At 51.3% G+C, this 25,320-nt stretch carries 34 protein-coding genes; 17 read left to right on the top strand and 17 right to left on the bottom strand.

Features of this window, described 5'->3' with window-relative positions:
* Positions 1–114 precede the first annotated feature (114 nt).
* The 10 genes from ACP158_RS05610 (at position 115) to ACP158_RS05565 (ending at position 9,713) form a co-directional block, all read left to right on the top strand.
* The gene (locus tag ACP158_RS05610; RefSeq protein ID WP_424947965.1) at positions 115–1,350 is read left to right on the top strand and encodes an amino acid ABC transporter substrate-binding protein; all 1,236 of its coding nucleotides are present in this window, start codon (positions 115–117) and stop codon (positions 1,348–1,350) included.
* Between the two features lie 95 nt (positions 1,351–1,445).
* Entirely contained in the window at positions 1,446–2,357 is a 912-nt protein-coding gene (locus ACP158_RS05605; RefSeq protein WP_424947964.1) for a branched-chain amino acid ABC transporter permease, read from the top strand.
* A gap of 12 nt (positions 2,358–2,369) precedes the next feature.
* On the top strand, positions 2,370–3,416 hold the full coding sequence (locus tag ACP158_RS05600) for a branched-chain amino acid ABC transporter permease (protein WP_424947963.1): 1,047 nt from the start codon (positions 2,370–2,372) through the stop codon (positions 3,414–3,416).
* Complete coding sequence (locus ACP158_RS05595; RefSeq protein ID WP_424947962.1) at positions 3,413–4,156, top strand: ABC transporter ATP-binding protein; 744 nt, start codon at positions 3,413–3,415, stop codon at positions 4,154–4,156. Before ACP158_RS05600 ends, ACP158_RS05595 begins: the two co-directional genes overlap by 4 nt.
* Before the next feature lie 94 nt (positions 4,157–4,250).
* Positions 4,251–5,072, top strand: a complete 822-nt coding sequence (locus ACP158_RS05590; RefSeq protein ID WP_424948409.1) for an ABC transporter ATP-binding protein — start codon at positions 4,251–4,253, stop codon at positions 5,070–5,072.
* 192 nt (positions 5,073–5,264) lie between these two features.
* Positions 5,265–6,425 carry a glycosyltransferase family 4 protein gene (locus ACP158_RS05585; protein ID WP_424947961.1) on the top strand — a complete coding sequence of 387 codons (1,161 nt, stop codon included), beginning with the start codon at positions 5,265–5,267 and terminating at the stop codon, positions 6,423–6,425.
* A gap of 2 nt (positions 6,426–6,427) precedes the next feature.
* A complete protein-coding gene (gene rfaP, locus ACP158_RS05580) occupies positions 6,428–7,258 on the top strand; it encodes a lipopolysaccharide core heptose(I) kinase RfaP (protein ID WP_424947960.1) in 831 nt (276 codons plus the stop codon).
* 65 nt (positions 7,259–7,323) lie between these two features.
* Positions 7,324–7,824, top strand: coding sequence for a hypothetical protein (locus ACP158_RS05575; protein WP_424947959.1), 501 nt, complete (start codon positions 7,324–7,326; stop codon positions 7,822–7,824).
* Positions 7,821–8,414: an RES family NAD+ phosphorylase gene (locus ACP158_RS05570; RefSeq protein ID WP_424947958.1), complete on the top strand. Its 594-nt coding sequence runs from the start codon at positions 7,821–7,823 to the stop codon at positions 8,412–8,414. The genes ACP158_RS05575 and ACP158_RS05570 overlap by 4 nt, the downstream gene beginning before the upstream one ends.
* A gap of 126 nt (positions 8,415–8,540) precedes the next feature.
* Positions 8,541–9,713 carry an ATP-binding protein gene (locus ACP158_RS05565; RefSeq protein ID WP_424947957.1) on the top strand — a complete coding sequence of 391 codons (1,173 nt, stop codon included), beginning with the start codon at positions 8,541–8,543 and terminating at the stop codon, positions 9,711–9,713.
* On the opposite strand, the gene ACP158_RS05560 is transcribed toward ACP158_RS05565, so the two are convergent.
* From ACP158_RS05560 to ACP158_RS05535, 6 genes are all read right to left on the bottom strand, one after another.
* A complete protein-coding gene (locus ACP158_RS05560) occupies positions 9,699–9,863 on the bottom strand; it encodes a hypothetical protein (RefSeq protein WP_424947956.1) in 165 nt (54 codons plus the stop codon). The two genes, ACP158_RS05565 and ACP158_RS05560, sit on opposite strands and share 15 nt — an antisense overlap.
* 238 nt (positions 9,864–10,101) lie before the next feature.
* Positions 10,102–11,553, bottom strand: coding sequence for a lipopolysaccharide kinase InaA family protein (locus tag ACP158_RS05555; protein WP_424947955.1), 1,452 nt, complete (start codon positions 11,551–11,553; stop codon positions 10,102–10,104).
* 89 nt (positions 11,554–11,642) lie between these two features.
* The gene (locus ACP158_RS05550) at positions 11,643–12,269 is read right to left on the bottom strand and encodes an NYN domain-containing protein (RefSeq protein ID WP_424947954.1); all 627 of its coding nucleotides are present in this window, start codon (positions 12,267–12,269) and stop codon (positions 11,643–11,645) included.
* 421 nt (positions 12,270–12,690) lie between these two features.
* Positions 12,691–12,936 (bottom strand): DUF1902 domain-containing protein, encoded by a 246-nt coding sequence (locus ACP158_RS05545; protein ID WP_424947953.1) that lies wholly within the window; start codon positions 12,934–12,936, stop codon positions 12,691–12,693.
* 271 nt (positions 12,937–13,207) lie between these two features.
* Positions 13,208–14,158 carry a hypothetical protein gene (locus ACP158_RS05540; RefSeq protein WP_424947952.1) on the bottom strand — a complete coding sequence of 317 codons (951 nt, stop codon included), beginning with the start codon at positions 14,156–14,158 and terminating at the stop codon, positions 13,208–13,210.
* 361 nt (positions 14,159–14,519) lie between these two features.
* The gene (locus ACP158_RS05535; protein WP_424947951.1) at positions 14,520–14,894 is read right to left on the bottom strand and encodes a hypothetical protein; all 375 of its coding nucleotides are present in this window, start codon (positions 14,892–14,894) and stop codon (positions 14,520–14,522) included.
* Positions 14,895–15,205: 311 nt separating this feature from the next.
* Here ACP158_RS05535 and ACP158_RS05530 point away from each other — a divergent pair, with 311 nt between their 5' ends.
* From ACP158_RS05530 to ACP158_RS05520, 3 genes are read left to right on the top strand one after another with little or no spacing between them, the layout of a single operon-like run.
* A complete protein-coding gene (locus ACP158_RS05530; protein WP_424947950.1) occupies positions 15,206–15,838 on the top strand; it encodes a hypothetical protein in 633 nt (210 codons plus the stop codon).
* Positions 15,839–15,841: 3 nt separating this feature from the next.
* Positions 15,842–16,186 carry a hypothetical protein gene (locus tag ACP158_RS05525; RefSeq protein ID WP_424947949.1) on the top strand — a complete coding sequence of 115 codons (345 nt, stop codon included), beginning with the start codon at positions 15,842–15,844 and terminating at the stop codon, positions 16,184–16,186.
* Between the two features lie 32 nt (positions 16,187–16,218).
* Positions 16,219–17,025: a hypothetical protein gene (locus tag ACP158_RS05520; protein ID WP_424947948.1), complete on the top strand. Its 807-nt coding sequence runs from the start codon at positions 16,219–16,221 to the stop codon at positions 17,023–17,025.
* Between the two features lie 21 nt (positions 17,026–17,046).
* On the opposite strand, the gene ACP158_RS05515 is transcribed toward ACP158_RS05520, so the two are convergent.
* The 5 genes from ACP158_RS05515 to ACP158_RS05495 all read right to left on the bottom strand — a co-directional run bounded on the left by ACP158_RS05515 (position 17,047) and on the right by ACP158_RS05495 (position 20,250).
* Complete coding sequence (locus ACP158_RS05515; protein WP_424947947.1) at positions 17,047–17,697, bottom strand: class I SAM-dependent methyltransferase; 651 nt, start codon at positions 17,695–17,697, stop codon at positions 17,047–17,049.
* Positions 17,698–17,828: 131 nt separating this feature from the next.
* Positions 17,829–18,128 carry a hypothetical protein gene (locus ACP158_RS05510; RefSeq protein ID WP_424947946.1) on the bottom strand — a complete coding sequence of 100 codons (300 nt, stop codon included), beginning with the start codon at positions 18,126–18,128 and terminating at the stop codon, positions 17,829–17,831.
* A complete protein-coding gene (locus ACP158_RS05505) occupies positions 18,125–18,907 on the bottom strand; it encodes a hypothetical protein (protein WP_424947945.1) in 783 nt (260 codons plus the stop codon). The genes ACP158_RS05510 and ACP158_RS05505 overlap by 4 nt, the downstream gene beginning before the upstream one ends.
* 139 nt (positions 18,908–19,046) lie before the next feature.
* Entirely contained in the window at positions 19,047–19,742 is a 696-nt protein-coding gene (locus ACP158_RS05500) for a DarT1-associated NADAR antitoxin family protein (RefSeq protein WP_424947944.1), read from the bottom strand.
* Entirely contained in the window at positions 19,735–20,250 is a 516-nt protein-coding gene (locus tag ACP158_RS05495; protein WP_424947943.1) for a DarT ssDNA thymidine ADP-ribosyltransferase family protein, read from the bottom strand. Before ACP158_RS05495 ends, ACP158_RS05500 begins: the two co-directional genes overlap by 8 nt.
* Positions 20,251–20,544: 294 nt before the next feature.
* On the opposite strand from ACP158_RS05495, the gene ACP158_RS05490 reads away from it, so the two are divergent.
* Positions 20,545–21,570 carry an Ldh family oxidoreductase gene (locus tag ACP158_RS05490; protein WP_424947942.1) on the top strand — a complete coding sequence of 342 codons (1,026 nt, stop codon included), beginning with the start codon at positions 20,545–20,547 and terminating at the stop codon, positions 21,568–21,570.
* A 103-nt stretch (positions 21,571–21,673) separates the two neighbouring features.
* Here ACP158_RS05490 and ACP158_RS05485 read toward each other — a convergent pair whose 3' ends face one another.
* The gene (locus ACP158_RS05485) at positions 21,674–21,829 is read right to left on the bottom strand and encodes a hypothetical protein (protein ID WP_424947941.1); all 156 of its coding nucleotides are present in this window, start codon (positions 21,827–21,829) and stop codon (positions 21,674–21,676) included.
* Positions 21,830–21,865: 36 nt separating this feature from the next.
* Positions 21,866–22,174 (bottom strand): hypothetical protein, encoded by a 309-nt coding sequence (locus ACP158_RS05480; protein ID WP_424947940.1) that lies wholly within the window; start codon positions 22,172–22,174, stop codon positions 21,866–21,868.
* Positions 22,175–22,553: 379 nt separating this feature from the next.
* Between ACP158_RS05480 and ACP158_RS05475 the strand changes: the two genes are divergently transcribed.
* Complete coding sequence (locus ACP158_RS05475) at positions 22,554–23,480, top strand: DMT family transporter (protein ID WP_424947939.1); 927 nt, start codon at positions 22,554–22,556, stop codon at positions 23,478–23,480.
* A 122-nt stretch (positions 23,481–23,602) separates the two neighbouring features.
* Here the strand turns inward: ACP158_RS05475 and ACP158_RS05470 are convergent, their stop codons facing one another.
* Together ACP158_RS05470 and ACP158_RS05465 are read right to left on the bottom strand one after the other, a co-directional pair.
* A complete protein-coding gene (locus tag ACP158_RS05470) occupies positions 23,603–23,815 on the bottom strand; it encodes a hypothetical protein (protein ID WP_424948497.1) in 213 nt (70 codons plus the stop codon).
* Positions 23,776–24,027 (bottom strand): Fic family protein, encoded by a 252-nt coding sequence (locus ACP158_RS05465; RefSeq protein ID WP_424948408.1) that lies wholly within the window; start codon positions 24,025–24,027, stop codon positions 23,776–23,778. The genes ACP158_RS05470 and ACP158_RS05465 overlap by 40 nt, the downstream gene beginning before the upstream one ends.
* 180 nt (positions 24,028–24,207) lie before the next feature.
* Between ACP158_RS05465 and ACP158_RS05460 the strand changes: the two genes are divergently transcribed.
* On the top strand, positions 24,208–24,330 hold the full coding sequence (locus tag ACP158_RS05460) for a hypothetical protein (protein ID WP_424947938.1): 123 nt from the start codon (positions 24,208–24,210) through the stop codon (positions 24,328–24,330).
* 115 nt (positions 24,331–24,445) lie between these two features.
* The gene (locus ACP158_RS05455) at positions 24,446–24,625 is read left to right on the top strand and encodes a hypothetical protein (protein ID WP_424947937.1); all 180 of its coding nucleotides are present in this window, start codon (positions 24,446–24,448) and stop codon (positions 24,623–24,625) included.
* Here the strand turns inward: ACP158_RS05455 and ACP158_RS05450 are convergent.
* Both ACP158_RS05450 and ACP158_RS05445 read right to left on the bottom strand, forming a co-directional pair.
* On the bottom strand, positions 24,584–24,814 hold the full coding sequence (locus tag ACP158_RS05450; RefSeq protein ID WP_424947936.1) for a hypothetical protein: 231 nt from the start codon (positions 24,812–24,814) through the stop codon (positions 24,584–24,586). The genes ACP158_RS05455 and ACP158_RS05450 overlap by 42 nt on opposite strands.
* Positions 24,815–24,850: 36 nt before the next feature.
* Positions 24,851–25,315: a Fic family protein gene (locus ACP158_RS05445; protein WP_424947935.1), complete on the bottom strand. Its 465-nt coding sequence runs from the start codon at positions 25,313–25,315 to the stop codon at positions 24,851–24,853.
* Positions 25,316–25,320: the final 5 nt, after the last annotated feature.

The following is a 25,320-nucleotide window of genomic DNA, read 5'->3' as shown; positions in this document are numbered from 1 at the left end:
ATAAGGGGTATAATGACCGCGCATTGGATAGTCAGTTATACTGGCGATTATCCATCAGATTGTTCAGCATAACACTCAAAGCAGTGCAAAACTAAAATTCGAGGAGAATATCTTATGAAAAAACTAACTTATACTTGTGCGCTGGCCGGGCTGGCTGCGAGCATCATGTTATTCGCGCACAACAGCATGGCGCAGGAATGCGAAGAGCTGGTATTGGGCTCGGCCATTTCACTGACCGGAAAATACGCCACCAACGGCGTTCACGCCAAAAATGGCTATGAATTTGCGATTCGGAAAATCGACCAGGCCGGCGGCGTCAAGGTCGGCGATACATGCTACCACTTCAAAGTCATCTATTATGATGATGAGTCCAAAGGCGATCGGGCGGCGACCCTGACCGAGCGGCTTATCAGTCAGGACAAGGTTCAGTACATGCTTGGGCCCTATTCGTCGGGCATGACCAAGGCCATTGCGCCGGTCACGGAAAAATACCAGATCCCCATGGTTGAGGCCGAAGGCGCTTCGCGCTCGCTGTTTAATCAAGGCTACAAATACCTGTTTGCGGTTCTGTCCACTTCGGAGCAATATCTCGCATCGGCCATTGCTTTGGCGGCGGAAAAGGCGCAGGAATCGGGCCGCGAACCGTCTTCGGTGAAGGTTGCCATTGCGGTTGAGAATGATCCGTTCTCGCTCGATATTCGCGCCGGCGTGCTGGAGGATGTCGAAAAATTTGGGATGCAAACTGTCATCGACGAACAGTTGCCGCGGGATTTGTCCGACATGAGCGCGATCCTGACCAAGGTTAAGTTGCTCAAGCCCGATGTGTTGATCGTCAGCGGTCATTCCAAGGGCGCGGCAACCGCGGTGCGGCAGATCGGCGAGCAGAACATCGATGTGCCGATGATTGCCATCACGCATTGTGAAGCGGCCGACGTAGTCGGCAAATTCGGCGCGGCGGCCAACGATTTTCTCTGCGCGACCCAATGGGCCGAGTCGTTGACCTATGAGGACCCGATTTTTGGCAGCGCCTCCAATTATGAAAAAGAGTTCAAGTCCGTTTACACCGAGTATGCGGAGAAAAAGGTGCCTTACCAAACCGCTCAGGCCTCGGCTGCGGTTTATGTGTTTAAGGATGCCTTCGAGCGCGCCGGCACGCTGGACAAGCAGGCGGTCAGAGACGCCATTGCCGCAACTGATCTGGCGACCTTTTATGGTCACATCAAGTTTTCGGATGCGGGCAATAACATCGCCAAGCCCATGGTGCTGCGCCAGATTCAGGACGGCATTTATAATGTTGTGGCGCCATCGAACTTCGCTTCCCATGCGCTGAACTGGCCGCGCAAGCCGTAAGTTTTTTCATCCGCAGATGGCGCAGATGTCCACAGACTTAATTTATTTTTTGCGTCATCCGCGTCGTCTGTGGATAAACATCTGCGGATACTTTCATGGAACAACTGGCAAGTAACTTATCGCTCCTGTTTGAGTTTCCGGTAGTTAATGTCAAGATCATTCTGGACGGGGTGATGATTGGCTCGCTGTTCGCGTTGGTGGCCTATGGACTGGCGCTGGTCTGGGGGGTGATGAATGTCAAAAACCTGGCGCAGGGCGATTTTGTCATCACCGGCGGTTATGTCGCCTGGTGGCTCAGCGGCAAAGGGCTGCCGCCGCTGCTCGGCGTGCCTGCCGCTTTCGTGGTGCTGTGGGGAATCGGCTGGGTCATCTACAAACTGGTGATATCCCGCGTGATTGAACGGGATTTATTCACTTCCTTATTGGCGACATTTGGGCTGGCGATCATGATTGCCCAACTGCTCAACCTGATGTTTGGCTCCGACACGCAGAGCATTCAACTTAAATACGACACCTTGTATTTTCTCGACGGCTTCGTCGATGTGCCGATCGCCAAACTAATCGGCGTATTGATGGCAGTTTCCATGGCCGCCGCGGTGGTCATATTTATGAAGACCAGCCGCATGGGGCAGGCAATACGCGCCACCGCTCAGGATGCCCGAGCCGCGCGCGTGCTGGGCATCGACACCGACCAGGTCTATGCGTTCACTTTCTCCCTGAATTCCGCTATCTGTGGCGCCGCCGGCGCGATCATCGTCATGGTCTGGGTGATTCAGCCCTTTTATGGCATCTCTTATTCGATCCGCGCCTTCGTCATCGTTACCGCCGCCGGACTCGGCAACTTGCCCGGGGTGATCGTGGCCGGTCTCGGTATCGGCGCGGCCGAACAATACGGCGCGCATATTTTCGGCATTGGCTATCAGCAAGCGGTGGCGGTGTTGCTGCTGCTGCTGGTGCTCATGGTACGCATGCTCCAACAACGACGCATGCGCCAGAGCCTGAAGTAAGCACGGCAAACAATGAACACAAAAACCATTGTTTTCTATGTTGCCGTTCTGGTTCTCACGGCGATGGCGCCGTTCATGTTCCCGGATTTTCGCATCCAACTGGCGACCCTATGGCTGATGATCGTGGTCGCGCTGACCTGGGACATGACCGGCGGACAAATGGGCTATAACTCGCTGGGCAATATTTTTTTCTACGGCACCGGCATGTATGTCGCTGCGGTGATTTCCATTGGCATGGTGCACGACGTTGGTGCCTATACCGATGCCAGTCGCCTCGAACTGATGACCTTTACCGAAGCCCAGTATTTTACTGGCGCGCTGGTCGGGATTATCGGCGCCGGGCTGTTCTGCGCGGTCACGGCGGTCCTGATTGGCTATGTCACATTCGGGTTGCGCGGCCCCTATTTTGCCATCGGCACTTTGGGTGTTGCCATCGCTGCCGGCGAACTGGTGTCGAACTGGGGCTGGGTTGGCGGTGGGCAGGGCATTTCCCTGCCGGTTTATCCCGGTAATTTTGATGTCGGCAAATTGTTTTTTTACGGCCTGTTTGCCAGCACTGGCGTCGCGCTTTTTGTGTTCCTGAAATGGCTCTATTCAACCCGCTTCGGCGCCGCCATCAATGCCATCCGGGATGACGAGGAAAAAGCCGAGGCCATGGGCATCCATACGTTGAGGTATAAGTTGACAACCTGGGCGATGGCCGCTTTCTTTGTCGGCCTGGTCGGCGGCATTTCTGGTTTTCAGTTGATCCACTTCGAGCCGCTGGAGACCGCTTATCAAACCATTAACCTCGGCATCTTCATGGTGGTATGCGTGTTGCTCGGCGGCAAGGGCACCTTGTGGGGGCCCGTCATCGGCGCGGTGTTGTTCCACCTGATCAAGGAAGTCACCTGGAACTATTTCCTCGGCTGGCAGTGGGTGGCGTTGGGCGCCTTGATCGTGGTCACGGTGGTTTATTTTCAGGATGGGGTGATGGGTTGGTTGACGCAGCGCAAGCCTGAATGGTTCGGGATTCGCGTGGATGACAAAAAAACAGCGCGGACCGGTGCGGCGCAGTGAACGCCATCATTGAAGTTCAGGATGTTTCAAAATCCTACGGTGGCGTGGTCGCCAATAAACGCGTTTCCATGACCGTGCAAGCGGGTGGTATCACCGGACTCATCGGCCCCAACGGCTCAGGCAAAACCACGCTATTCAATTCGATTGTCGGCTATCACCCGATCGATTCGGGTTCAATAAAATTTGAGGGCCGGGAAATTTCAAAAATGCCGGTGCAAAGTATCGCGCGGCTGGGTTTGATACGAACCTTTCAGCAAACGCGCATTTATGGCGCCATGGACTGCACTAAAAATATGCTGATCTCATTGCCGCATCGGAAAATGAAATTCCTTGACGCCTTCAGCAAACATGGGGAGTCGGATCATGCGAAAGCGGATCGTCTGCTGGAATTCGTTGGCTTGTACGAGAAGCGGTTTCTAAGCGCCGACTCGTTGTCGTTCGGGCAGCAAAAGTTGTTGGAGTTTGCGATGGCGTTAATGAATGAACCCACCGGACTGCTGCTCGATGAACCGACTGCCGGCATCAACCCGACGTTGATCAATGGATTGATTGATAGATTGAAACGAGCCAATAGCGAGTTTGGTATAACGCTATTTATTATTGAGCATAATATGCGCGTGATCATGAACATGGCCGACAAGATTTACTGTCTGGCGCACGGCGAAATGCTGGCGCAGGGGACGCCGCAAGAAATTCAAAATGATCAGCGCGTGGTCGATGCCTACCTAGGGACGCACTGATGAGTCACGCTGATGGGATTAGCCGATGAGTGATAAAAAAGGGGTTCGCGGTTACGCTTCCGGCGGTGTGGACGCGGTTATCTCGGTTGAGGAAGTGGAGCGCCGGGCCGCTGCCATTGCCGAGGCAATTACCATTGAACAGCTTGATGCCCTGGCAAATGGATCGGCTTTTGTTGCCATCGACAACCTGCGCGCCGGTTACGGGAAAATGGAAATTCTTCATGATATAAATCTGCGCGTGGCGCGCAAACAGTCGCTGTGTTTAATCGGGCCAAACGGCGCCGGAAAATCCACCCTGCTGCATTCCATATTCGGCTTTGCCACTATTTTTTCCGGCCGCATTAGGATTGGCGATGAGAGAGACGATGCGCACGGCGATTCGCACAAGCACCTGGATGTGACCTCGCTTAGCCCCAACGAAAAACTCTCTAAAGCCGGCATCGCCTATATTCTTCAGGACAAGTCTATTTTCCCCGGTATGACGGTCGAGGAAAATCTTTGGATGGGTGGTTTTCTGAAAGATCAACCGGCGCAAGCGAAGCAAGCAACAGAAATGGTTTTCGACAAATACCCGAGATTGGCCGCAAGACGCAAGCATCAGGCAAAAGTCCTGTCCGGAGGCGAACGCCGCTTGCTTGAAATCTCCCGAGCCTTGGTTATGAATCCCGAAGTGTTGCTGGTCGACGAACCATCCATCGGCTTGGAGCCGCGCTTCATCGACATGGTGTTCGAAATTTTGTATGACCTTCAACACGTTGAAAGCAAGACCATAATCATGGTGGAACAGAACGCGAAGAAGGGATTGGAATTCGCCGACATCGGCTATGTTTTGGTGTCCGGCGGCATTGCTATCGCAGGAAAGGGCGACGATTTATTATCTAATCCAAAAGTGGGTGAACTGTTTTTAGGCGGTTAGAAATACGCGGGTCTCAGCAATACAAGAGTCGGGTCGTATGACCTTCCGCCTGCAAAAGCCAAAACCGGCGCGCATTCGACCAACTGCTCAAACTGGAGACGTGAAAGTTTTTCCATGGCCTTTTCCATGGCCTTTTCCATGGCCTATGATAATATGGAAATCCCTCAACAGGTTAACGGAAGGAGCATTGCAATGAAGTTGGCGTTTGCGTTGTTCACCTATTTTCCGCATGGCGGATTGACCAGAGATGCAATCGCCATCGCGCGAGTTTGTCGGCAGCGCGGGCATCAGGTGACGATGTATGTCGGCGAATGTCGAGGCGCGGCGGACGGCGGCGAGATGGAAGTGCGTTTGTTGCCGGTGAAGGCGCGCACCAACCACGGCAAGGGTCGCGAGTTTGCCGCGCAATTGAAAGCCGCGATGGCGAATGAAGCGCACGCGCCGGACTTGCTCATCGGCTTCAACAAAATGCCGGGGCTTGATGTGTACTACGCCGCCGATGGATGCTTCGCGGAAAAAATTCGCGCGCGCGCGTGGTGGTATCAAGCCACGCCGCGTTGCCGACATTATCTTGACTTTGAAAACGCGGTGTTCGCGAACGATGCCGCCACGCAAATTCTGATGATTGCGCGCAATCAAATCGGTGTGTATCAAAATTTTTACGACACGCAAGATGCGCGCATGACGCTGTTGCCGCCGGGCATTGCGCGCGACCGCATCGCCGGCGATGATGCGTCGGCGCGCCGAAAAATTTTTCGTGCGCAATGGCACTTGAATGACAACGACAAACTGCTGCTCGCGCTCGGCTCCGGCTTTCGCACCAAAGGATTGGATCGCACCTTGCGCGCGCTCGCCGCGTTGCCACCGCAGGTACGCGACAAAACCAAGTTGTTCATTGTCGGCGACGACAACGCCGCGCCGTTTGAAAAAATCGTGCGCCGCTTGAAATTGAAAGTTGGCGTCGGCGCTGATGCACAAGTGCGGTTTCTGGGCGGGCGCGATGAGGTGCCGGCGTTTTTATCGGGCGCGGATGTGTTGCTGCATCCGGCGCAGCGCGAGAACACCGGCAGCGTGTTGCTCGAAGCAATGGTGGCCGGCTTGCCGGTCATCGCCACCGATGTTTGCGGCTACGCGCATTATGTGCGCGATGAAAACATGGGCGAGGTGCTGGCGTCGCCGTTCGATCAACTTGCATTGAACTTAAGTTTGCAACGGTTGCTGAAAGTTGAACGCGACAGTTGGCGCGTGCGCGGCCGCGAGTTTGCAAAACGCGCCGACATTTATGACATGCCGCTGCATGCTTGTCGGCGCATTGAAGAAATCTTTGCGCGCCGAAAAAATAACACGACATAAAAATGACTTTGCATCTTGAAAAGGAAATCGCCGACGCCTGGCGTGGCGATGACCCGTTCGTGCATGCGCAACAACAGCGCGGCGAGATTTTTCGCGACAAGGAAGGTCGGCGCACTTTGCGTTTTGCGCTGGACGCCGCGCACGGCGACGTGAATAAAAAACACTACTTCCTGAAATTGCATCAGGGCATCGGCTGGGGCGAAGTGTGGAAAAACCTGATGCAGTTTCGATTGCCGGTAATTGGTGCTCGCAACGAATGGCTGGCGATTAAAAAACTGCAGCAACTGGGCGTGCATACCATGACCGCGGTCGGCTATGGTCGGCGCGGACATAACCCGGCGCGGCAACTTTCGTTTTTGATCACCGATGAACTGGCGGGCACGATCAGTCTGGCGACGCTGTGTGAGAGGTGGCTTCGGCAGCCGCCGAGATTTGCGTTGAAGCGCGCGCTCATCGCCCGCGTCGCCGAGATCGCCCGAACCCTGCATGAGAACGGCGTCAATCACCGCGACTTTTATCTGTGTCATTTTCTGATTGAGTTTTCCGCGCACGAAACATTGACCGCGGAAAATCTGCGAGTGTATATCATCGATCTGCATCGCGCGCAAATCCGCGCCAAAACGCCGCGCCGCTGGATCATCAAAGACCTCGCGGGATTGTATTTTTCGGCGCTGGATATCGGACTCACTGCGCGCGATGTGCTGCGCTTCATGAAAATATACGCGCGCAAAAACACGCACCAGTTAATGGAGGATCGCGCTTTTTGGATGAAGGTAATGCGCCGCGCACAACGGCTGGCGCGGCGCGCGAAACAACTTGATCGACCAAAGTGATTGACATCAGGTTGCAGTTAAGTTATACAGACTAACGATAGGCAGCAACAAAATAGGGTGAAACTATGAACCGCAACACACCGCAACTGGCCGGGCTGGGCAAGTTCTCGCCCAAACAAGTCGCCGAAGAACTGGTCGCCATGCAACGCGAGGATGAATTCCCCAATGCCGCCGACCGTCAGCCCGCTCTTTCGCAAGACTGGTTGGACAAATTCGCGGACCATCTGGACGCCCTGCGCGCGGGCCAATCCCTGCAACGCATCCTGGTTGTCTGGGGGTTGAGTCAATCTGAAGCCGCTCGCCGGTTTGGCGTGAGCCGACAGGCGTTGCACAAGTGGCTTGCGCGCGGCGCGCCGGCGGAGCGAGTCGAGAGCGTGGCCGACTTGGCCGCCGCCACCGATTTACTGGTGCGCTATCTGAAGCGGCAGCGGGTGCCCGCTGTTGTCCGCAGGCCCATGTCCGCGAACAACCAACAATCCTTGCTTGACCTGCTGGGACAAGGCAAGACAAAAGCGGTGCTTGATGCCTGTCGTAAAATGTTTGACTTTCAGGCGGCGCAACATTGATTGAGCCGCTTAGCGAGCAGCTTGCGGACAAATGGATTTGGTGGCGGATTGCAGAAAGGCACTGGAAAAACCCGCTTGATGCCGGCTTTGCGCAGACGCACGGCGGTCGCTGGAATCCGCCGAACAGTTTCGCCACGCTGTACCTGAATGAAGACCTCGCCGCCGCCCGGCGGAACTTGCGCCGGTTCATTGCCAAGTGGCCCTATGAGCCGGAGGATTTGCGCCCCGACCGCGCGCCTGTGTTGGTCGGCGCGTCGTTGCCGCAGCGTCAAACAGTGTGCGATGCGCACACCCCGACCGGGCTTCGCGCACTCGGCTTGCCGCAGTCCTATCCCGTGAACGCCGCCGGCAAACTGATTGTGCATGCCCGCTGCCAAGCCTTGGGCAGGCAGGTCAAGTCGCTTGGCTTGCGCGGCGTGCTTTGCCGTTCGGCGCAGTCCAAACACGGCACGGGCCGGGAATTGGCATGGTTCCCAGCCACCGCCCGCAGTCACGCCAAGCACGTGAAAACGCTTGCCTTTGATGACTGGTATTGGGGTGAGAAAGTAGCGCGCCGCGCGCAACAATTTGCTCGACGTTCTCAGCCATGAAATAGGCGTAAACTCGGCTATGAAACCTTGCCATAAAACAATACTGACGCTGAAGTAGAGCGGTTTTCGTTATTTATGTGTAAATCAGGACTTGTATTCCCGATTTACACAGAATATACTCATCGAATGATTCCACGCATACTGACCGCCGAGCTGTTACTGCAACTCAAGGAATATCCGGTTGTCACCGTTCTTGGGCCAAGGCAAGCCGGCAAAACCACCTTGGTTCGAGAAGCGCTGAACCACTATCAGTATGTCAGCCTGGAAACGCCTGATGTGCTTAGTTTGGCAACGGAAGATCCGAAAGCATTCCTTGCCCGCTATCAATGCAAAGTCATTTTAGATGAAATTCAGCGCGCACCGCATTTACTCAGTTACCTACAGGGAATGGTCGATGAAAACGGGGAAAATGGTCAATTTGTTCTCGCCGGCTCGCATCAACTCGGGCTACGCGCAGCGATCACTCAGTCCCTGGCGGGGCGTACCGGTATTCTCAACCTGTTGCCATTTTCCATCGAAGAACTGGAATCCGCAAGTTTACCTCTCAACACGTTTGAAGCATATGTATTCACCGGATTTCTTCCCCGTATCTACGCTCAAAACCAGCGACCACACATAGCATATTCAAGTTACTATCAAACATATGTAGAGCGGGATATTCGCCAAATTATTAATCTCAAGAATGCCGACTTGTTTGATAAATTTATCAGGCTATTGGCGGGACGAATTGGGCAACTGATTAACTTTCAATCTCTGTCCAGCGACGTGGGCGTTACTGCAAAAACGATTAGAGAATGGCTTTCTCTGTTGGAGGCTTCATTTATTGTCTTTAAACTTCGCCCTTACTTCGAAAATTTTGGCAAACGGGTAACAAAATCTCCAAAGTACTACTTCACCGACACCGGACTCCTCGCCTACCTGTTGGGCATCGAAAAAGCGCAGCAAGTTACCCGCGATCCGTTAGTAGGGTATCTTTTCGAAAACCTGGTCGTACTCGAAGCATTAAAGGCACGGTACAATTGTGGTTTGAGTTCAAACCTGTACTTTTACCGTGACAGCCATGGATCCGAGATTGATCTATTGTATCAAACCGGCCGGAATATTACCGGTATAGAAATAAAATCTGCATCAACATTCGATAATAGTTTCAAGAAAACCCTGCTCCGTTTTTCAGAAAAACAACATCCTCTGGAGCAAAGTTATGTCGTTTATAACGGTGATAACAACGCTTTTAGCGATGGTGTCAATGCGATTAATTTTCGTAACACACATAAAATTTTTAAGCTATTTTCCGCATAGAGAAATCTCCATGCAACTTGCGGTTTTGGCCGATTTTTGCTCCTGCAAAATCGGCACTTCCGCCTTCCCTGGCGGTCGGCAAATAATTGTTCCCGACATTATTTGCACTTCCGCCTTCCCTGGCGGTCGGCAAATAATTGTTCCCGACATTATTTGCACTTCCGCCTTCCCTGGCGGTCGTGTCCCGCTACGCGGGACGCATATTTAACTGGATTCCCACCCCTGTTTTCACAGGGGTGACGTTCTTTCGTTGGAATGACGGCCTAACGCCCCCCGCCGTCATTATCGGGCTTGACCCGATAATCCAGTGAAACACCCGCGGCGCACGCCGCGACATTAATGGTTACATCCGGGAGTTGAGTCTAAGGGGGAATGACGGGCTGGCTTTCTATGCCTTGCTGAGAATTTCGGAAAATAGTTTTAGCTGCGCTGGTTTGCCCTCCCAGTTTTTCAGGAAACGGCGGCGGTCTTTGCGCGCCAACGCGCGTATCTTGCGCGCCGAACATTCCTTCATCGAATCGAGATCGATCACGGCCACGCCATCGTCGGTCACCAACAAATTGGATGCTTTGCAATCGCCGTGATAAATCCGCGCAAGATACATGTTCGCGAACAACGCCTCAAACCATGCCAACTCGTGCGCGGCGGGCACGTGCGATTGGTATTTTTCCGCGGCCGAGGGAAAGCCGTTGAACGCGCACACATAATATCCGCGCACGCGAAACGGGCCCCAGCGCGTCTCCACGAACGCAATCGGCGGCGGCGTTTTGATGCCGCTGATTTTCAGCAGATGCGCGTTGCGCCAGTTGACTCGGCTACGGGTTGCGCGCAGGCAATAGCGCAAGCCGTGAAAAAAATTCTTGATGTTGTTGCGCTTGATCACCACCATTTTTTCGTCGCCGTCCATGTCATTCATGCCATTCATGACAACGCGCACCACCGTGGCCGAAGTGCCGTCTTTCAGCAACTCGCCTTTTGCCATCCACGCCTCCGGGTTTTGCACAAAAGAAATCAAGTCGGCGCAATGATGCGCGCGACTCCAAACCGCCACTTGCCGCCAACTCGTGCGCGTGGAAAATTCGCTGCACTCGCGAAAACATTTTTTCAAGTATCTGGATTTACTGCGCCGCCACGCGCGCGCAATCGCGCGCTCCAGTTTGTCATCGGCCGCAGCCACCGCATAATTTTTGGTCAGCGCATTCAGCAAAAACTTATGCCACACCGGCGCGAACGACACAAAAAACAACGCCAGATTTTGCCGCTGCCAGTTGCCGTATTCGGTGTTGGCGCGGCGCGATACGGAGGCAAAGTCAATCGCATACAACCGCTCGCCCGCCAGCAAAAAATTGTCCAGATAAAGATCGTTTTGACAGCAGCCGTGGGCGTGCATGCGCGCGATCAAGCGCAGGCAATCGCGCGCGATTTGCGCACGCCGTTCGGCGTGGTCGCGCCATAACTCGGCGATGCGCCGCTCTTGGTGCAAAAACTCAAACACCAACACATGACTTTCATCGGCGCCGCGCTCGGTCAACAGCAACTGCGGCGTCGTGATCTTGGCGGCGTTCAAGATGGCGTGCCCGGCCAATTCGCGGCGCGCGTTGCGCGCGCCCGACGCCGTGTTCAACATTAACTTAACCAACACCGCCCGCTCATGCCCATGCTCATGCCCATGCTCATGATCATGTCCTGCCCCTTGCCATTGCGCCTTCATCACCGCGCGCTTGCCCGGCAACACCCGCAGCAGATGCGTGCAGCGCAAAGTGTCGCCATTGGCAAGACGCAACGTCGCTGGCAACGAAAACTCGCGGTGACCTTGCTGAAGTTGTTTGACTATGGACATCGTTGCCGTCGGCGCGACCCGTTCATCCGCGTTCCTTGCGCGTCATCGCCGCGCACAACATTGATGCCGCGCAAATCGTTTCGTGACCGCTACACTCTTTCGCGTCTATCCAAATTCAATGGCACTGAGTTGCGGGAACGAGCAAACTCATGCCCTTCGCGCGAAGGCGCCCTGAAAGTGATCGCCTCATAAAAATCGTCCAGCGGCACGAAAACACCATGTTCTTCTGCCCACTGTTTCATTTTCTTATTGCAAGAATGTATCCATGATAAAACTTCAATGCGCCAACCTTTTTTATGCAACCGAGTCAAGGTGCTGTGAAAACCGGCGCCATCAATATACCCGGCACCGTCTCCAGTCAGCAATACAATAATGCCGGGGTCGCCGTTGTAGTCAAGTCCATCTTCTAACATTCGCAACTGCAACATGCGGTCGGGAACATCTTGTTCGCCGCGGTCGCTTGCGCCGCGGTCAAAGAGTTTGACTTCCACCTCCGGGCTTTCCAACCGATTCCACAAATACCGCAGTTCCGGCGGCACCGAACCGGCGGCAACCGCTTTTGCCAGCGGCCGGTCGGCGTGCGCCAGTTGAAGCATTTTTTCAAAGTCAATCCGCACACGCCAGCGCGCGTCGGGCCCTTCGTTTTGTTCTTCGGCAAAACGTTGCGCTTCGTGGGAAATATTTGAGTTATCCCAGTAGATAAAAACCTTGTCCATAATCTTGCCCCTCGTAGTTTTGGTTGAAACAGATTAGATATGATTTTATTTATCGGCGCGGTGATTGTCAACATTTCGCGCTGCCGACAGCGAAAACTCGCGGCGACCTTGCTGAAGTTGTTTGACTATGGACATCGTTGCCATCGGCGGGGGGCATCGCGCGCGACCGACGCCAAGCATCATGTGCGCGGCTTGCGACTCGGCGGCGGTCAATTGAGGTTGACTAGAATTTGTGATTTATTTTCGCTTGTTTCATAATCGCGTTGGCGGTGTGGCGGGATTTTAACTTGACGGACACGGTCACATTTATGACATCGTTGCTCCAAATTTCGTGAGCGCCGCTGCCTTGCCGAAGTTTGCGCTAGCCGCGTTGTTTAAGAATCGCAACGACCTCCCTGTAATAACTTGCATAAATATTTTGCTATTGCACCATCGCCGCCACCGGCACCTCCGCCACCAAGCGATGGAACGGCGCGGACGACGCTTCGCCGGCCGCTGACCGTTTTTGCAAGGCGAGAAGTTGCGGCACCAACACTTTCACTTCCTCGGCAAGTTCGTCCAGCGAAGCGGCTTCCGTCACCAAGCCGGGCAGGCCATCGCTGGTCGCGGTCCAAACATGCGCCGCGTCATCCCAAACCGCATGAACCGTTATGGTTGATTTTTTCATAAGATTCTCTTGGACTGATTAGACAATGATTTTATCATCATCACCGCGGCTGTCAACTTTTCGCGCGGCGGTGACGACCACCTAGGCCGTCATTCCGTGCTTGACACGGAATCCAGCCATTTATTCGTCCCCCGATTTCGCGAGGGCAGGTTCGCGTAGCGGGACACGACCGCCAAGAATGGCGGAAGTGCCGATTGTGCAGGAGCAAAAATCTGCCCTGCCGTCCATGGCAAAAACGGTGAAGGGGCACGACGAATTCATCCGCTTGCGTTTATTCCAGATGCTGCACCGCGTCGCGCTTGAAACCAATTCCGTGCAAGTCATCGGCTAAGCGCGCCAATCGCACTTGATTTAATCGCGGCGGCGTGCCGGTTAGTTGATATTTCCATCGCCGCATCGTTTTGTTTTTATACAACGCGCAAAACATTCGTTCATACGGATTGAGTTGCGCGCGCAGTCGCCGGTGGCACGCGCCGGAACAAAACTCGTCGAACGTGATGATGTCGTGTTCATCGCCGCGCGCGGCAAATTCCTTTTTCAATCCCTTCAAATGAAAATACATGATGCCCATATATTCGGTCGGCAATGTTCGGCGATATTTTTTGTTGAACGATTCCGCCCCAGTGGAATTGTGGTAAATCGTCTGGGCATTGACCGGATGATAGTTGATGTCGCGGTTTCCGGAAAACGGATTCTTTTCCACAACCCCGATGTTGGAATCTTTATCGCGAAAAAGATTGATGCCGGAAAACATATAGATTTTTTGTTTGCTGGCCGCGATGTCGGCGCGAATGGTTTTAATCAGCGGCGCGATTTTGCTCGCAATGGCGAAATGGTCGTCGTCCAACTTGGTCGCGGTGTTGAATGTGGTTTTGGATAAGGCGTAGTTATAATAATTGGCCAAGCCATGCACCGAATCATCGGGCGTTTGCGCGTGCTCGACGCTACGAACCGGATGCACTTTCGGCAAGTAATGATACACTTTTATTTTTGTCGGATATTTCTCGGCGAGGTCGCGCAAAATTTGCGGTGTGCGGTCGGTGCAGTCGTTATAGACCGCGATGATTTCATCGTAGAACGGCAGATGCGATTCAATCGCCAAGCGTAAAAACTGCTCGCCGTTCTTGACGCGCAGATACGCGCTGATGCCCGGCGGTCGCGGCGCGGAAAGCGAGGCGCGGTCAAACTTGAACTGGTCGAAGTTGTCGGCTTGGTTGTTCATGGCGTTCGTGTCATCGTCATTACCCCCGGCCCGTCATTACCCCCGGCCCGTCATTACCCCCGGCCCGTCATTACCCCCGGCCCGTCATTACCCCCGGCCCGTCATTCCCCTCGGCCCGTCATTATCGGGCTTGACCCGATAATCCAGTAAGACATGCGCGGCGATAGCCGCACCACATACGATGGCGGTTGTGTCCCGCTACGCGGGACGGATGTTCGACTGGATTCCAACTTTCGTTGGAATGACGGCGGTGGTCGTGGTCAAGGTTTCTTTCAAGGCGCATCTCCTCTATCGTGTTTCGGGTTCAGGAGTTCGCCGTAAATTTGCACAAAACCCTCTATCGAAATCGGGGATTTTTGGGTTAGTCCTCGCCCTCGCCAAGTTCGCCATCCCATTGGTAGTGATTGACCATTGGACCATCTATCAATTTAAATTTTCTTCTGTCATCTTCAATTACGCGCTTCAAAAGCCAACCCACATCTATTGCCGCTTTGCCATACGCTTCATCTTCGCTTGCACCAGCTTTTGTATGCTTGTAATACAACCGCTGCAATGGAGTGCCATTCCAATCAGTATTTTCAGCGCCTACAAGGTCGCGGGCGGCAAATTTTTTGCCAGACTTGTTTTTACACCAGCAATAGACCAACCCTTGCAGAAAATCTTTGGCGCGTTGCTCCTCTTCTATACTCAGACCACTAACCTTATTTATTGTCCCGCCATTATTTACGATAGTCATATCACACCTCCGTCAGTGTGTTGAAAAATTAAAAATGCACCTCGCAATGCACCTCGCGGTGTGAGAAAGGATTATATCAACAAAAAGATTGAAAAATCAAATAGCGAGGCGCGGTCAAACTTGAATTGGTCGAAGTTATCGGCTTGGTTGTTCATGGTTGTCCCACGACTAAAATGGTTGTTTGATATTCTAATAACCATAATCCGCTGGCGGATATTTTCCGCGCGCCTGTAAAATAATTTTCTTTATTTTGTTTTGATAATTTTGTATATTCCGCTCTCTTTTATGTCTTAAACGTTTGATGTTTCTCTATGGAAAATTTTGACCAGTTCAAGTTTAATCCCGCCTTGCTCTCCGCGCCGCGACCGCCGGGCATCAGCGCGTTTATGCGAATCAAAAACGAACAGCAGTTCGTTCGCCTAGCGATTGAATCACATCTGCCGTTCTACGATGAAATCATCGCGGTCTATAACGACTGCACCGACCGCACACCGCAAATTTTGCGCGACCTCGCCGAGAAATATCCGACAAAAATAAAAGTTTTTTATTACTTGCCAAAAGTGGTTCCGGTGTTAACAAAGAAACACACACAAACGCCGACCGACTCGGTGCATAGCACGGCGAATTATTATAACTACGCCTTATCCAAAACCACCTACAACACCGCGACCAAGTTGGACGCCGACCATCTCGCCATTCCGCAAAATCTTATTCCAGTTATAGATGAAATTCGCAAAGATATTGCTGTCGGCAAGAAAAAAATCTACATGGTTTCAGGCATCAATCTCATGCGTGACCACAATTCCAACATCGGGGTTTGCGGGCATGAACCGTTTTCTGGAGTCGGCGATATTTTATATTTTACAGTAAGCGAAACAATCATGTTCAGGCAAAAGAAAGATTTTGAAGTTCTTGAAATTGAAGATAAGACGCTGGAAAAATAATATATGGGAATTGTGTATTTTCATCTGAAACATCTTAAGAATAAGAATGTTGGCTATATGAATCTTGGCGACCAAGCGAAGTCCAGATATTTGAAAAAATATATGGACGAAGCCGAGTTTATTTCGTTTGAAGAGTTTTGTTCGGATCGCTACCGAAAAAGACTAATAAATAAAATGAGTTTATCAAGCCGATTGAAATGCGCTTTGTATGCCAGCAAGACGATTCGGAATTTGAAATATAAACTGACTGGTCGGCATCGTCCGCAGGGGCAAATGCGGTTGATTCGTTTGGCAAGCAATTTGCAAGCCATCGACTTCAAGCGCGATGTTCTCGATTGGCTAAACTAACGTCTGCCTGCTTCTAATTTTAGTCTTCCGCCATGATACAACTATCCTCAATACTAACAAAGAAGAGCGTCGATGCCGCGAGTGGTGTCGTTTTATTATCACGCGATGATGGTATTAGTGAATTAATGTCGGAAATATCAAAAAAGATAGAAAGCGATAATGAAATACCTGTTGCAGATATTCTAAAAAAAGCTACGCGAAGATTGGTTTTCAGAATACAGGTCAAGGGCTATGGCTCATTGATTGTAAAATCATTTCCGCTTACTAAATTCAGGCATAGGCTTAAACATAAGAAATATGCTTATAACGAGGCTTTAAACCTACTGATGGCAAGTGGAAGAGGGTTAAAAGTACCAAAGGTTTTTGCTTATTGCTTTAAAAAAAGCATTGGGCTTACTCGTTATAATGCTGTTTGTATGGAAGATATTTTGGGGGTCTCTCTACACAACTTGCTAATAGATACGCATTCAGATATTGAAAAGATGTTGATACTGCAAAAAATAACCGGGGTGTTGAAATCATTTTACCTTGCTGGATGCAATCATATTGATCTTAAGGGAGATGGCATTATATTTCGGGATAATGAAAAGGACTCGCCGCATGTTATTGATTTTCAGTACTGCACTTTTCACGATGTTGGAAGTTACCAAATAATGGCGGCGCAGGCAGGGCATTTATGCAGAGATCTTGTTGCCAATAAATGTATCACGCGAAGTGTGGCTTATGAGTGGTTTAAGAGCATATTTGAAAACGATGATGCAAAACAATGTGAAACGGCGACTACTTTTGATAAATTTCTCAATAACAGAGTTTCTATTAAAGAACGCATGTCAATGTGACGCATTGATTTCAGATTCAAGTTAAGTTATTTTTTCCAACAAAGCCATCGTTTGCGCCCCGCCGGCAAACCAACTATAAACAATCTTTCTCTTAGCAAGACCTGCCTCGGTCGCCTCAGCGACAAAGGTTTTAACTGCGATAGGGCATCCACTCACAGATTTGCCCCTGAGCCGCTTGCTGATATTACGCAGGCACTCATTCCGATAAAAACTGACCGCCACCCATTTTGAGCTGACTCGCGCAAGTTCCCGCAAAATTTTTATGCGCTCTTCGGGTGAATCAAAATGGTGCAACAACCTCATGCAAAGCACTATATTCGCGGCATCATCATCAACGGGCATATCCAATACATCCCCTAATAAATATTTTAATTTTGGGTGTGCGCTTCGTGCTTCGTGCAACATTTTTTCTGAAACATCAATTCCCAAGTAATTACGCCGCCCAAATTCTGAAAGCGTATTGCTCAATCTTCCAGTGCCACAAGGTATGTCAACATGGAGTTTCTTTTCGTTCGGAACACTCTTTAACGTTTCTGAAACAAAACAAGTTTCAACTTTATTAAGTCGCCTCATTCGGTTGGATGTGTTAAAACGATTGTCGTTATAATCTTTAGCGGAATACTCCACTTCTCCTTTTGGAGACGCGCTGTGTTTATGGTTGTCGTCATTCATTTTGCTAACGCATGTATTCATTCGACAACGCTGATTTCCGGTGTTGTTTTCATGGTGGCGGATAGTCGGTATGCGATGAGCGGATGGCGGATTATACGTGATGACGGCGGCGGCTTCGGCGATACCGATGTTCAGGGATTTCGCCAAACCAAGATTGGCGGGATTTTCCACCACGCGCACGCGGCGAGCAACTCGTAGCGGAACCAATCGCTAAACGGGCCGAGCCGTCCATTGTGAGAGCGAAAGATTTCGCGACGCGGCAAAACCTCGTTGCCGTCCTTCACCACCGCGCCGTCGGGAATGCCGCCGATGTCGGCGTAGGTGTAGAGATGAAACTCATGCCCGTGGTCGAGATAGGACTGAACGCAAAGGCGTTCCATCTGCGAGCACTCATCGCCAATCCAAAGCGACTGGATGATGGGGAGAGTCATCGCTTATTTTTTACGTTATCGTTGTTATTGTCGTTTTGCATGTTGGCTATAATATAACGTGTGAATTCGGTCTGTATAGTATCGTCACCGCCAATGTCATTCATAACAGAAGATGCATCACGTGGAGGGATTTTGATATTCACAACTGTCCAAGTGATTTGTGCTGGCCTGTTTTCATATCCAATCATATTCTTATATTTTTTGAAAAACTCATAAAAAACACCTTCTTTTGTAAAATCTTGGCAATCAAATTTGCAATACATGACATCTGCCTCTCCGTTTTTATCTTTATCTACAAACCATTTTAGTATGTGTTGTGCATAGACGAGTCTTTCGGCATTACGATAAATATCGTCTTTTGTTAGCGGGCATTTTTTCAATCGTCGAATAAATGCAATGCGAATTGTTGCATCGTGATTTGAATTTAGTTTAGATAATTCCAGTAATTGCGCAACGCCTATATCTATTTTGAGAGAGTCTTTATTTGATAAATTATCAAGTCCACTGGATAAATTATTGTGTTGAATTTGCATTTCTGTTTTAGATATTTGTTCACGGACATCGCGGGTGCGAAACCACCAGAGACATAGAAATACAAAAAGACTAACAACAATAATCTGAAGATATTCAGATGCTTTGCTTCCGAAAAGGCAACCAAAAAAGCCATTCCACTTATGATAAAGCAATCCCAACACAAGTCCAACAAACCCTGCAATAAATAGCAAAACCACCCTACACTTTTCACTATCAATATTAAATTTACAGTTAGGCAATTTCATCGTAGTTCCTCGATTATTTTTTCGCGGGCGTTGGATTGAACGCCGCCAGAATTACGCTGACGGCCGGTGTTGCTCCCATGGTTGCGATGATAAGTTAGTATGCGTTGTGGTCAGGGAAACGACGAGTTATACGCCCCATTCATATCGCCAACGCTTGCTGACGAAGTTCTGCGGAATGATTCTTCGTGACGGAATCAGACGAAATCATGTGTATGAAATCATGTTGAGATTTTAGCGCCTCATCCAACAAATTTAGTTTCAACAAGGAGACCAATAATGCGCAAGTATGAGCTTGGCAGTTGATGGATTTTTGCGGATTAAACTCAATATCAGTGAAGCCCTTGTAGGCGTATAGCCGCTTTAGAAACTCTTGATGTGCACTGAGCGCAGAAAGATACAACCAATCATAGAAGGCGGTTTTGGGCACTAACGGCCACGCCTGCCCGAAGTAATCAAAACCCGCCAATGAGCCTGACTTTTTTATCCTTGGATCTTGTTTGGCGCTCTTGCTATCTTTCCTGTAAATATCCGTGTAGGGACCGCCTTTTTCAAATACCTTGCTCCCTTGATACGCGGCTTCAAGGCTGATTTCTCCGATGTCCGTCTTAATTTTCAGACTAAACGCGCTTAATCTTTGCCCTAACCGCTTGTCAGACTTTGTTGATACTTCCAACAAAGGCGATAGCCCTTCCTTGTCAGCGGATTCATGCAACGCCGCTACATTCTTTTTCTTCTGATACGGAGCGAATCCATGATGCCATTCAAACTCCACGAGAACTTCTTCAACAAGATGGCATGGCTTGCCAATGGGAATAAATACTGGGCGCTTAGCCATTCTTCCAACTTAATATTTTTTCGACCGAGACGCGGCGAGGGATAAGTATTTCGGACTTGCGCGCTTTTTTCAGCCTTGCTTGTATGTTTGGATTTTTCCAATCTGTGCGAGTAAATAGAACCTCAAAGTCGATTTGTTTCTTTGCTTCTTCGGCATTGAGGATGGCCACTTCGGTTTTGTTGGCGACATCGGAACTGAATCGCACTCCCTCATCGAGCATGATGGACGAATCGATTTCAATCCATACAGGGTCTGGAATCCTTTCCTTTTTGGCCAAAAAAAGCATCGGGTGGTTATCCACAAAGGTCAAATGAACATACTCATCCAACTCTTTTATTTTGTCTAAACCATGGCTCAATTCATTTCCGCCCGGCGCGGGAATCTCGATGCCGCGCCTTTGCGCTTCCGCAAAAGCAAGCAACCCATGTTCCTGAATCGAATCAAGGTTTGCCCCGTCAGTGAAATGCCAGATGTTGGTGATGTTGTATTTCTGGATAATCGTATTCATATTTATCGGCGACTATACACGATCTTTCTGTGGCGGCGATGAGTCTAACATCGCCTTTTGCGTTGGACGCGACCAGTTGGCGGTAAAAATAGTTGATCAAAACCATGGTTAGTTTCATAGATTGGGTTGCGGTGCCTGCACATTAAAAGATATGGTTATACAATAGCCATTAAATGATGAACGCAAAAAATATGACCGGGCGCTGCTTGCGAGTCGCCCTTAGCCAATCATGGCGAATCATGATCATGCCGAACCATGTTTGCGTTCTCGGTAGCGCAATAAAGACCTGATTTAATGACCTCCAAACTCACTTTGTCTGGTCCCCGAATCGAGATCGCTTGCGCCGAGGCAACCGCGGTGGTGCGCGATATTTTACTCAAAGCTGGCTGCGACCATCATGTTGCGGACATCGTGTCGGCGCATTTGGTTGATGCTAATTTGGCGGGCGTGGAATCCCACGGCGTCATGCGGGTGCTTCAGTATGTCGAGCAGTTTCAAAGCGACCACATGCGGATAGACGGGACGGCGAAGATTATTGAACATGACACCTTCACTGAAATTGACGGCGGCGGCGGTATTGGAATCCCGACCATGCTAAAAGCCGTCGAGCACAGTATATCCATCGTTGCCGAAAAAGGAATTTACGCGCTGCCGATTCGCAATGTCGGGCACACGGGCCGACTGGGCGCATTCACTGAGCTTGCGGCTGAGGCCGGCTACCTGATGATTGTCGTTGGCGGCGGCGGTCGTCAGCGGTGGCATCAGGTTGCGCCGTATGGCGGACGCAAGGCGATGCTGCCGACTAATCCATGGAGCATCGCCATTCCCGGCGGCGACCGCGGCCCGGTGGTGTTGGATTTTGCCACGGCCATGATTGCGGGCGGCTGGATTTATGCCGCGCGCTCGGCCGGCGCGTTGTTGCCGAGCGGGTCCATTATTGACGCGCAGGGCAAGCCATCGCGCGACCCGCAGGATTATTTTAATGGCGGCGCCATTCTGCCGAAGGGCGGGCCAATGGGTTATGGGTTGGCGGTGATGGCGGAAATGATCTGCGAGGCGATGTTGGGGCCGGTTGCGGGCGAGGCCAACGCATTAATGATAACACTGGATACACATCGTTACCGCGCGCCACATATATTTCAGGCGGTGGCGGAAGAAATTTTAGCCGACTTGCGCGCTTCTCCGGCGATGGAAAAAAACACGGCGGTGGAAATACCGGGCGAGAGAGAACGCGACCATCGCCGCCAAAAAGCGGCGCGCATTGAAATTCCAGATCGGACCTGGCGCCAGATTAACGACCTCCATGATTCGCTTGGTTGACTGCATTTATGATTGAATGAGTAAACAACCTTGGCTTCACAGAGTGATATCGCTGGCGTTTCAGTGCGCTGTCGCGGCGGCGAGGTTGGCGCATGCCTTGGGATTATGGTTTTGGCAGATTTTTGCTCCCGGCAATATTGCCACGGATGGCATGGTCGATACTCGTTCCATACGGTGTCGACACTTCCGCCTTCCCTAGCGGTCGGCAAATAATTGCTCCTGCATTATTTGCACTTCCGCCTTCCCTAGCGGTCGGCAAATAATTGCTCCTGCATTATTTGCACTTCCGCCTTCCCTAGCGGTCGTGTCCCGCGGGGCGGGACAATGGTTGATTGGATTCCAACTTTCGTTGGAATGACGGGCCGGGGCTGGAATGACGAACTTTTAGTGTCCCGTCATTATCGGGCTTGACCCGATAATCCAGTGAAAAAACCCAGCGGTGCAAGCCGCTGACATTACCCGGCGGCGAGGTTGGCGCTCGCTCTGGGATTATGGTTTTGGCAGATTTTTGCTCCCGGCAAATCTGCACTTCCGCCTTCCCTAGCGGTCGGCAAATAATTGCTCCTGCATTATTTGCACTTCCGCCTTCCCTAGCGGTCGGCAAATAATTGCTCCTGCATTATTTGCACTTCCGCCTTCCCTAGCGGTCGTGTCCCGTTGCACAGAGCCTACCCTCGTGAAAACGGGAGCTGCCTTCGCGGAAGCGGGGACGAATGCTTCACTGGCTTGCGCAGGAATGACGGCCGGGCGGAATGACGGGGGGGTTCGCTCGGGCGTTAAATTTGCATTGCATCGTTCGGTTGCATCATTATTCAGGGCATTATTCAGGGGCATTATTTTTATCGTGTTTCGGCAACGGCACAGCACAATTTCGTGGCATTATGATTCACTATGATTACTGATTCGGGAAAAATTACCAGGCTTAATATTGGCCAGACTTGCCGCGCGCCTCTGGGCCATTGTCCATGCGCGAGGGTTCGCCCGTGACCGATCGATTCGACGGCGCCGACCGGCCCATGTTGGGCATCGTCTTGATGCTCGTCGGCATCGCCGCCTTCTCGGTGATGGACGCGACCATCAAGTGGCTGACCGCCGATTTCCCGGTGCCGCAGGTGGTCGCGCTGCGCAGCTGGTTCGGGCTGCCGTTGCTGTGTCTGCTGGCGCATTTCGAGGGCGGACTAGGCGCGCTCAAAACCAGTCGTCCGCTGGCGCATATCGGACGATATATTCTGGTGCTGGCGCTCAGTTTCAGCTTTTTCTGGGCGCTCTCGCAGATGAAACTGGCGGACGTGGTGGCGATCACCTTCGCCGCGCCAATCTTCATCACCCTGCTTTCGGTGCCATTATTGAAAGAGGCCGTTGGCTTGCGCCGCTGGGCCGCCATCGGCGCCGGGTTTTGTGGCGTTCTGATCATGCTGCGCCCCGGCGCAGGCGTGTTCCAATGGGCCGCGCTGGTGGCACTCGGCAGCGCCGCAGTTTACGCGCTGTTGATGATCACCACGCGCGCTTTGAAGTCCACCGAAAGCACTGTGGCGTTGATGCTCTACCCGCAACTCGGCATGACGCTAACCGGCATTATCATCGCGCCATTCTTCTGGGTGTCGCCGAGCCTGGGCGATCTCGGACTATTCGCGCTGGCCGGCCTGTTCGGCAGCATCGGCGTGATCTGCCTGACCCACGCCTTCCGTCTGGCGCCCGCAGCGGTGGTCTCGCCGTTCGAATATTCCGCACTGATCTGGGCGACGTTGCTGGGGTTTTTACTGTGGCGCGAATTGCCGGACACGCCAACCATGGTCGGCGTCGGCATCGTGGTCGCCAGCGGGCTTTACATCATCTACCGCGAAACCATCAAAATCGGACGAGCGCAACCGCGGCTGCCAAGCATGAGCCCGGACGATACCGGCCAATGAAGCAGTCGCCGAGCGATTTAATTCGGTCGCCGGTTTTTCAATGAACTATGCCGACAAAATTATCCTGTCATTTGGGAGGGTGAAGTTTTCAAGGCCGGACTCGTAGAGTTAAACATTGAGTTTTATTTTTCGGGTTTGTAGGTTTGGCTAATTTTCCATATTTCTTTTTCTCGGAAAGCCGGTATGGCTTGGCGTTTTGCTGCGTTGGTTAATTTTGGAGCGGAAAGTTTATGTTGCTTAATATAATCCGACAAACGAACAATGCGCTCCCCTTTTAAGTAAGTGATTCGTTTATTCAATGATTCCAGCAAAGCCAACGCCACAATTTTTCCCATCGGTTTTGTTTGTTGTTTATTGTTGTAATCATTAAAAGCCTGATAGTAGGTTTTTTTTCTTTGTTGCGAATGATTACGCGCGGCAAGCCTAACGCCAACAACTGAAAGTTCATAAGCACGCGCCCCATGCGTCCGTTGCCGTCACAAAATGGATGAATAGTTTCAAAATCCAAATGAAACTTGGCGACCTTGTCCAAAAAATAACTATCCAAATCGTTTGAGTCGGTCAATAAAATTGGTTCAAGATACTTTAAGCGGTCGATTTCGGATAGATTTTAGCAGATATTGACACCTATTTTCGTGGCGCATATTGAAGCGAGACTCACACTCTTTCAAAGGAGTCCGGCTACGCCGGACGACATATTTTAACTGGATTCCCGCCTGCGGCGAGAATGACAAATAAGGGTCGTCATTGCCCGGCCCATATTATTATTGGCCGGGCAATCCAGAGCGGCGAAGCCGCCGGTTTGTGTCTGGCAAAGCCGGATGCCAATAAAGAGTCACGCTACGCGTGACAGATATTTAACTGGATTCCCGCCTTCGGCGAGAATGACGGCAGGGAGGGCGGTTTTTTGCGCCTGCCGGCGAGAATGACAAATAAGGGTCGTCATTGCCCGGCCCATATTATTATTGGCCGGGCAATCCAGACGCGGCGAAGCCGCCGGTTTGTGTCTGGCAAAGCCGGATGCCAAAAAGAGTCACGCTACGCGTGACAGATATTTAACTGGATTCCCGCCTTCGGCGAGAATGACGACCGAGAGGGCGGCGCTAAAACACCGCTGGAAAGGAGCAAAACGGGCAATGAATTAGTGAACACATACGCTCGCATTGCCCGGCGATGCGTTGTCTGATTTGAATATACAATCGGCTGGTCGCCGGGCCAGAGATGCCGGTGATTTGTGTGACTTTGCAAGCCTCGATATCAAGGCGAAACAGCCGTGGAATCGCCCTGAATTTCTTCTCCGAAATTCGGCAACGAATGACATGCTTGTTTTTCATTTATAGAACAATTAGTTATGAGCATTTCACTATACCTTAAAGTATCTTGAACCATAAAATTTTATTGATCATGGGTTCAACATGTTCTGGAGGCGGTGCGATGTGCGCGCCCACTCGCACATACTCATTGTTTTGCCGAAAACGCCCAGCGATAGAGTCGTCAATACCGCCTAGCAACATGTTGTGCAAAAGTTTTATGAAGTCCGCGGTGAGCGGCTCGGTTTTAACTTTGTTGCGTTTATACACCATGACTCGCGCCAAATTTTTCGCCTCAAACACTTCGCGCACCGAAACATTACGCGACAATTCCATTTCCAACAAAATTTTCTCGGTCTCGCTGAGGCTTAAGGTGGAGTTTTCTATGGCGTTGGAGTTGTAAACATTTTCCGCTACTTCGGCCTCATCAATTAAATTTAAAAGGGATTCCTTGCCCGATTTAAGGGAGGCGTATTGTTGGTGTAAGGATTTAATCCTGATTCTGGTGGGTGCAGCGATGGTCATGCCGG

Source organism: Candidatus Spongiihabitans sp., assembly GCF_965247905.1.
In the GTDB taxonomy this organism is placed as follows: domain Bacteria; phylum Pseudomonadota; class Gammaproteobacteria; order Arenicellales; family Poriferihabitantaceae; genus Spongiihabitans.
The sequence above is the reverse complement of the archived record's forward strand: the minus strand, read 5'-3'. Positions and strand labels throughout refer to the sequence as shown.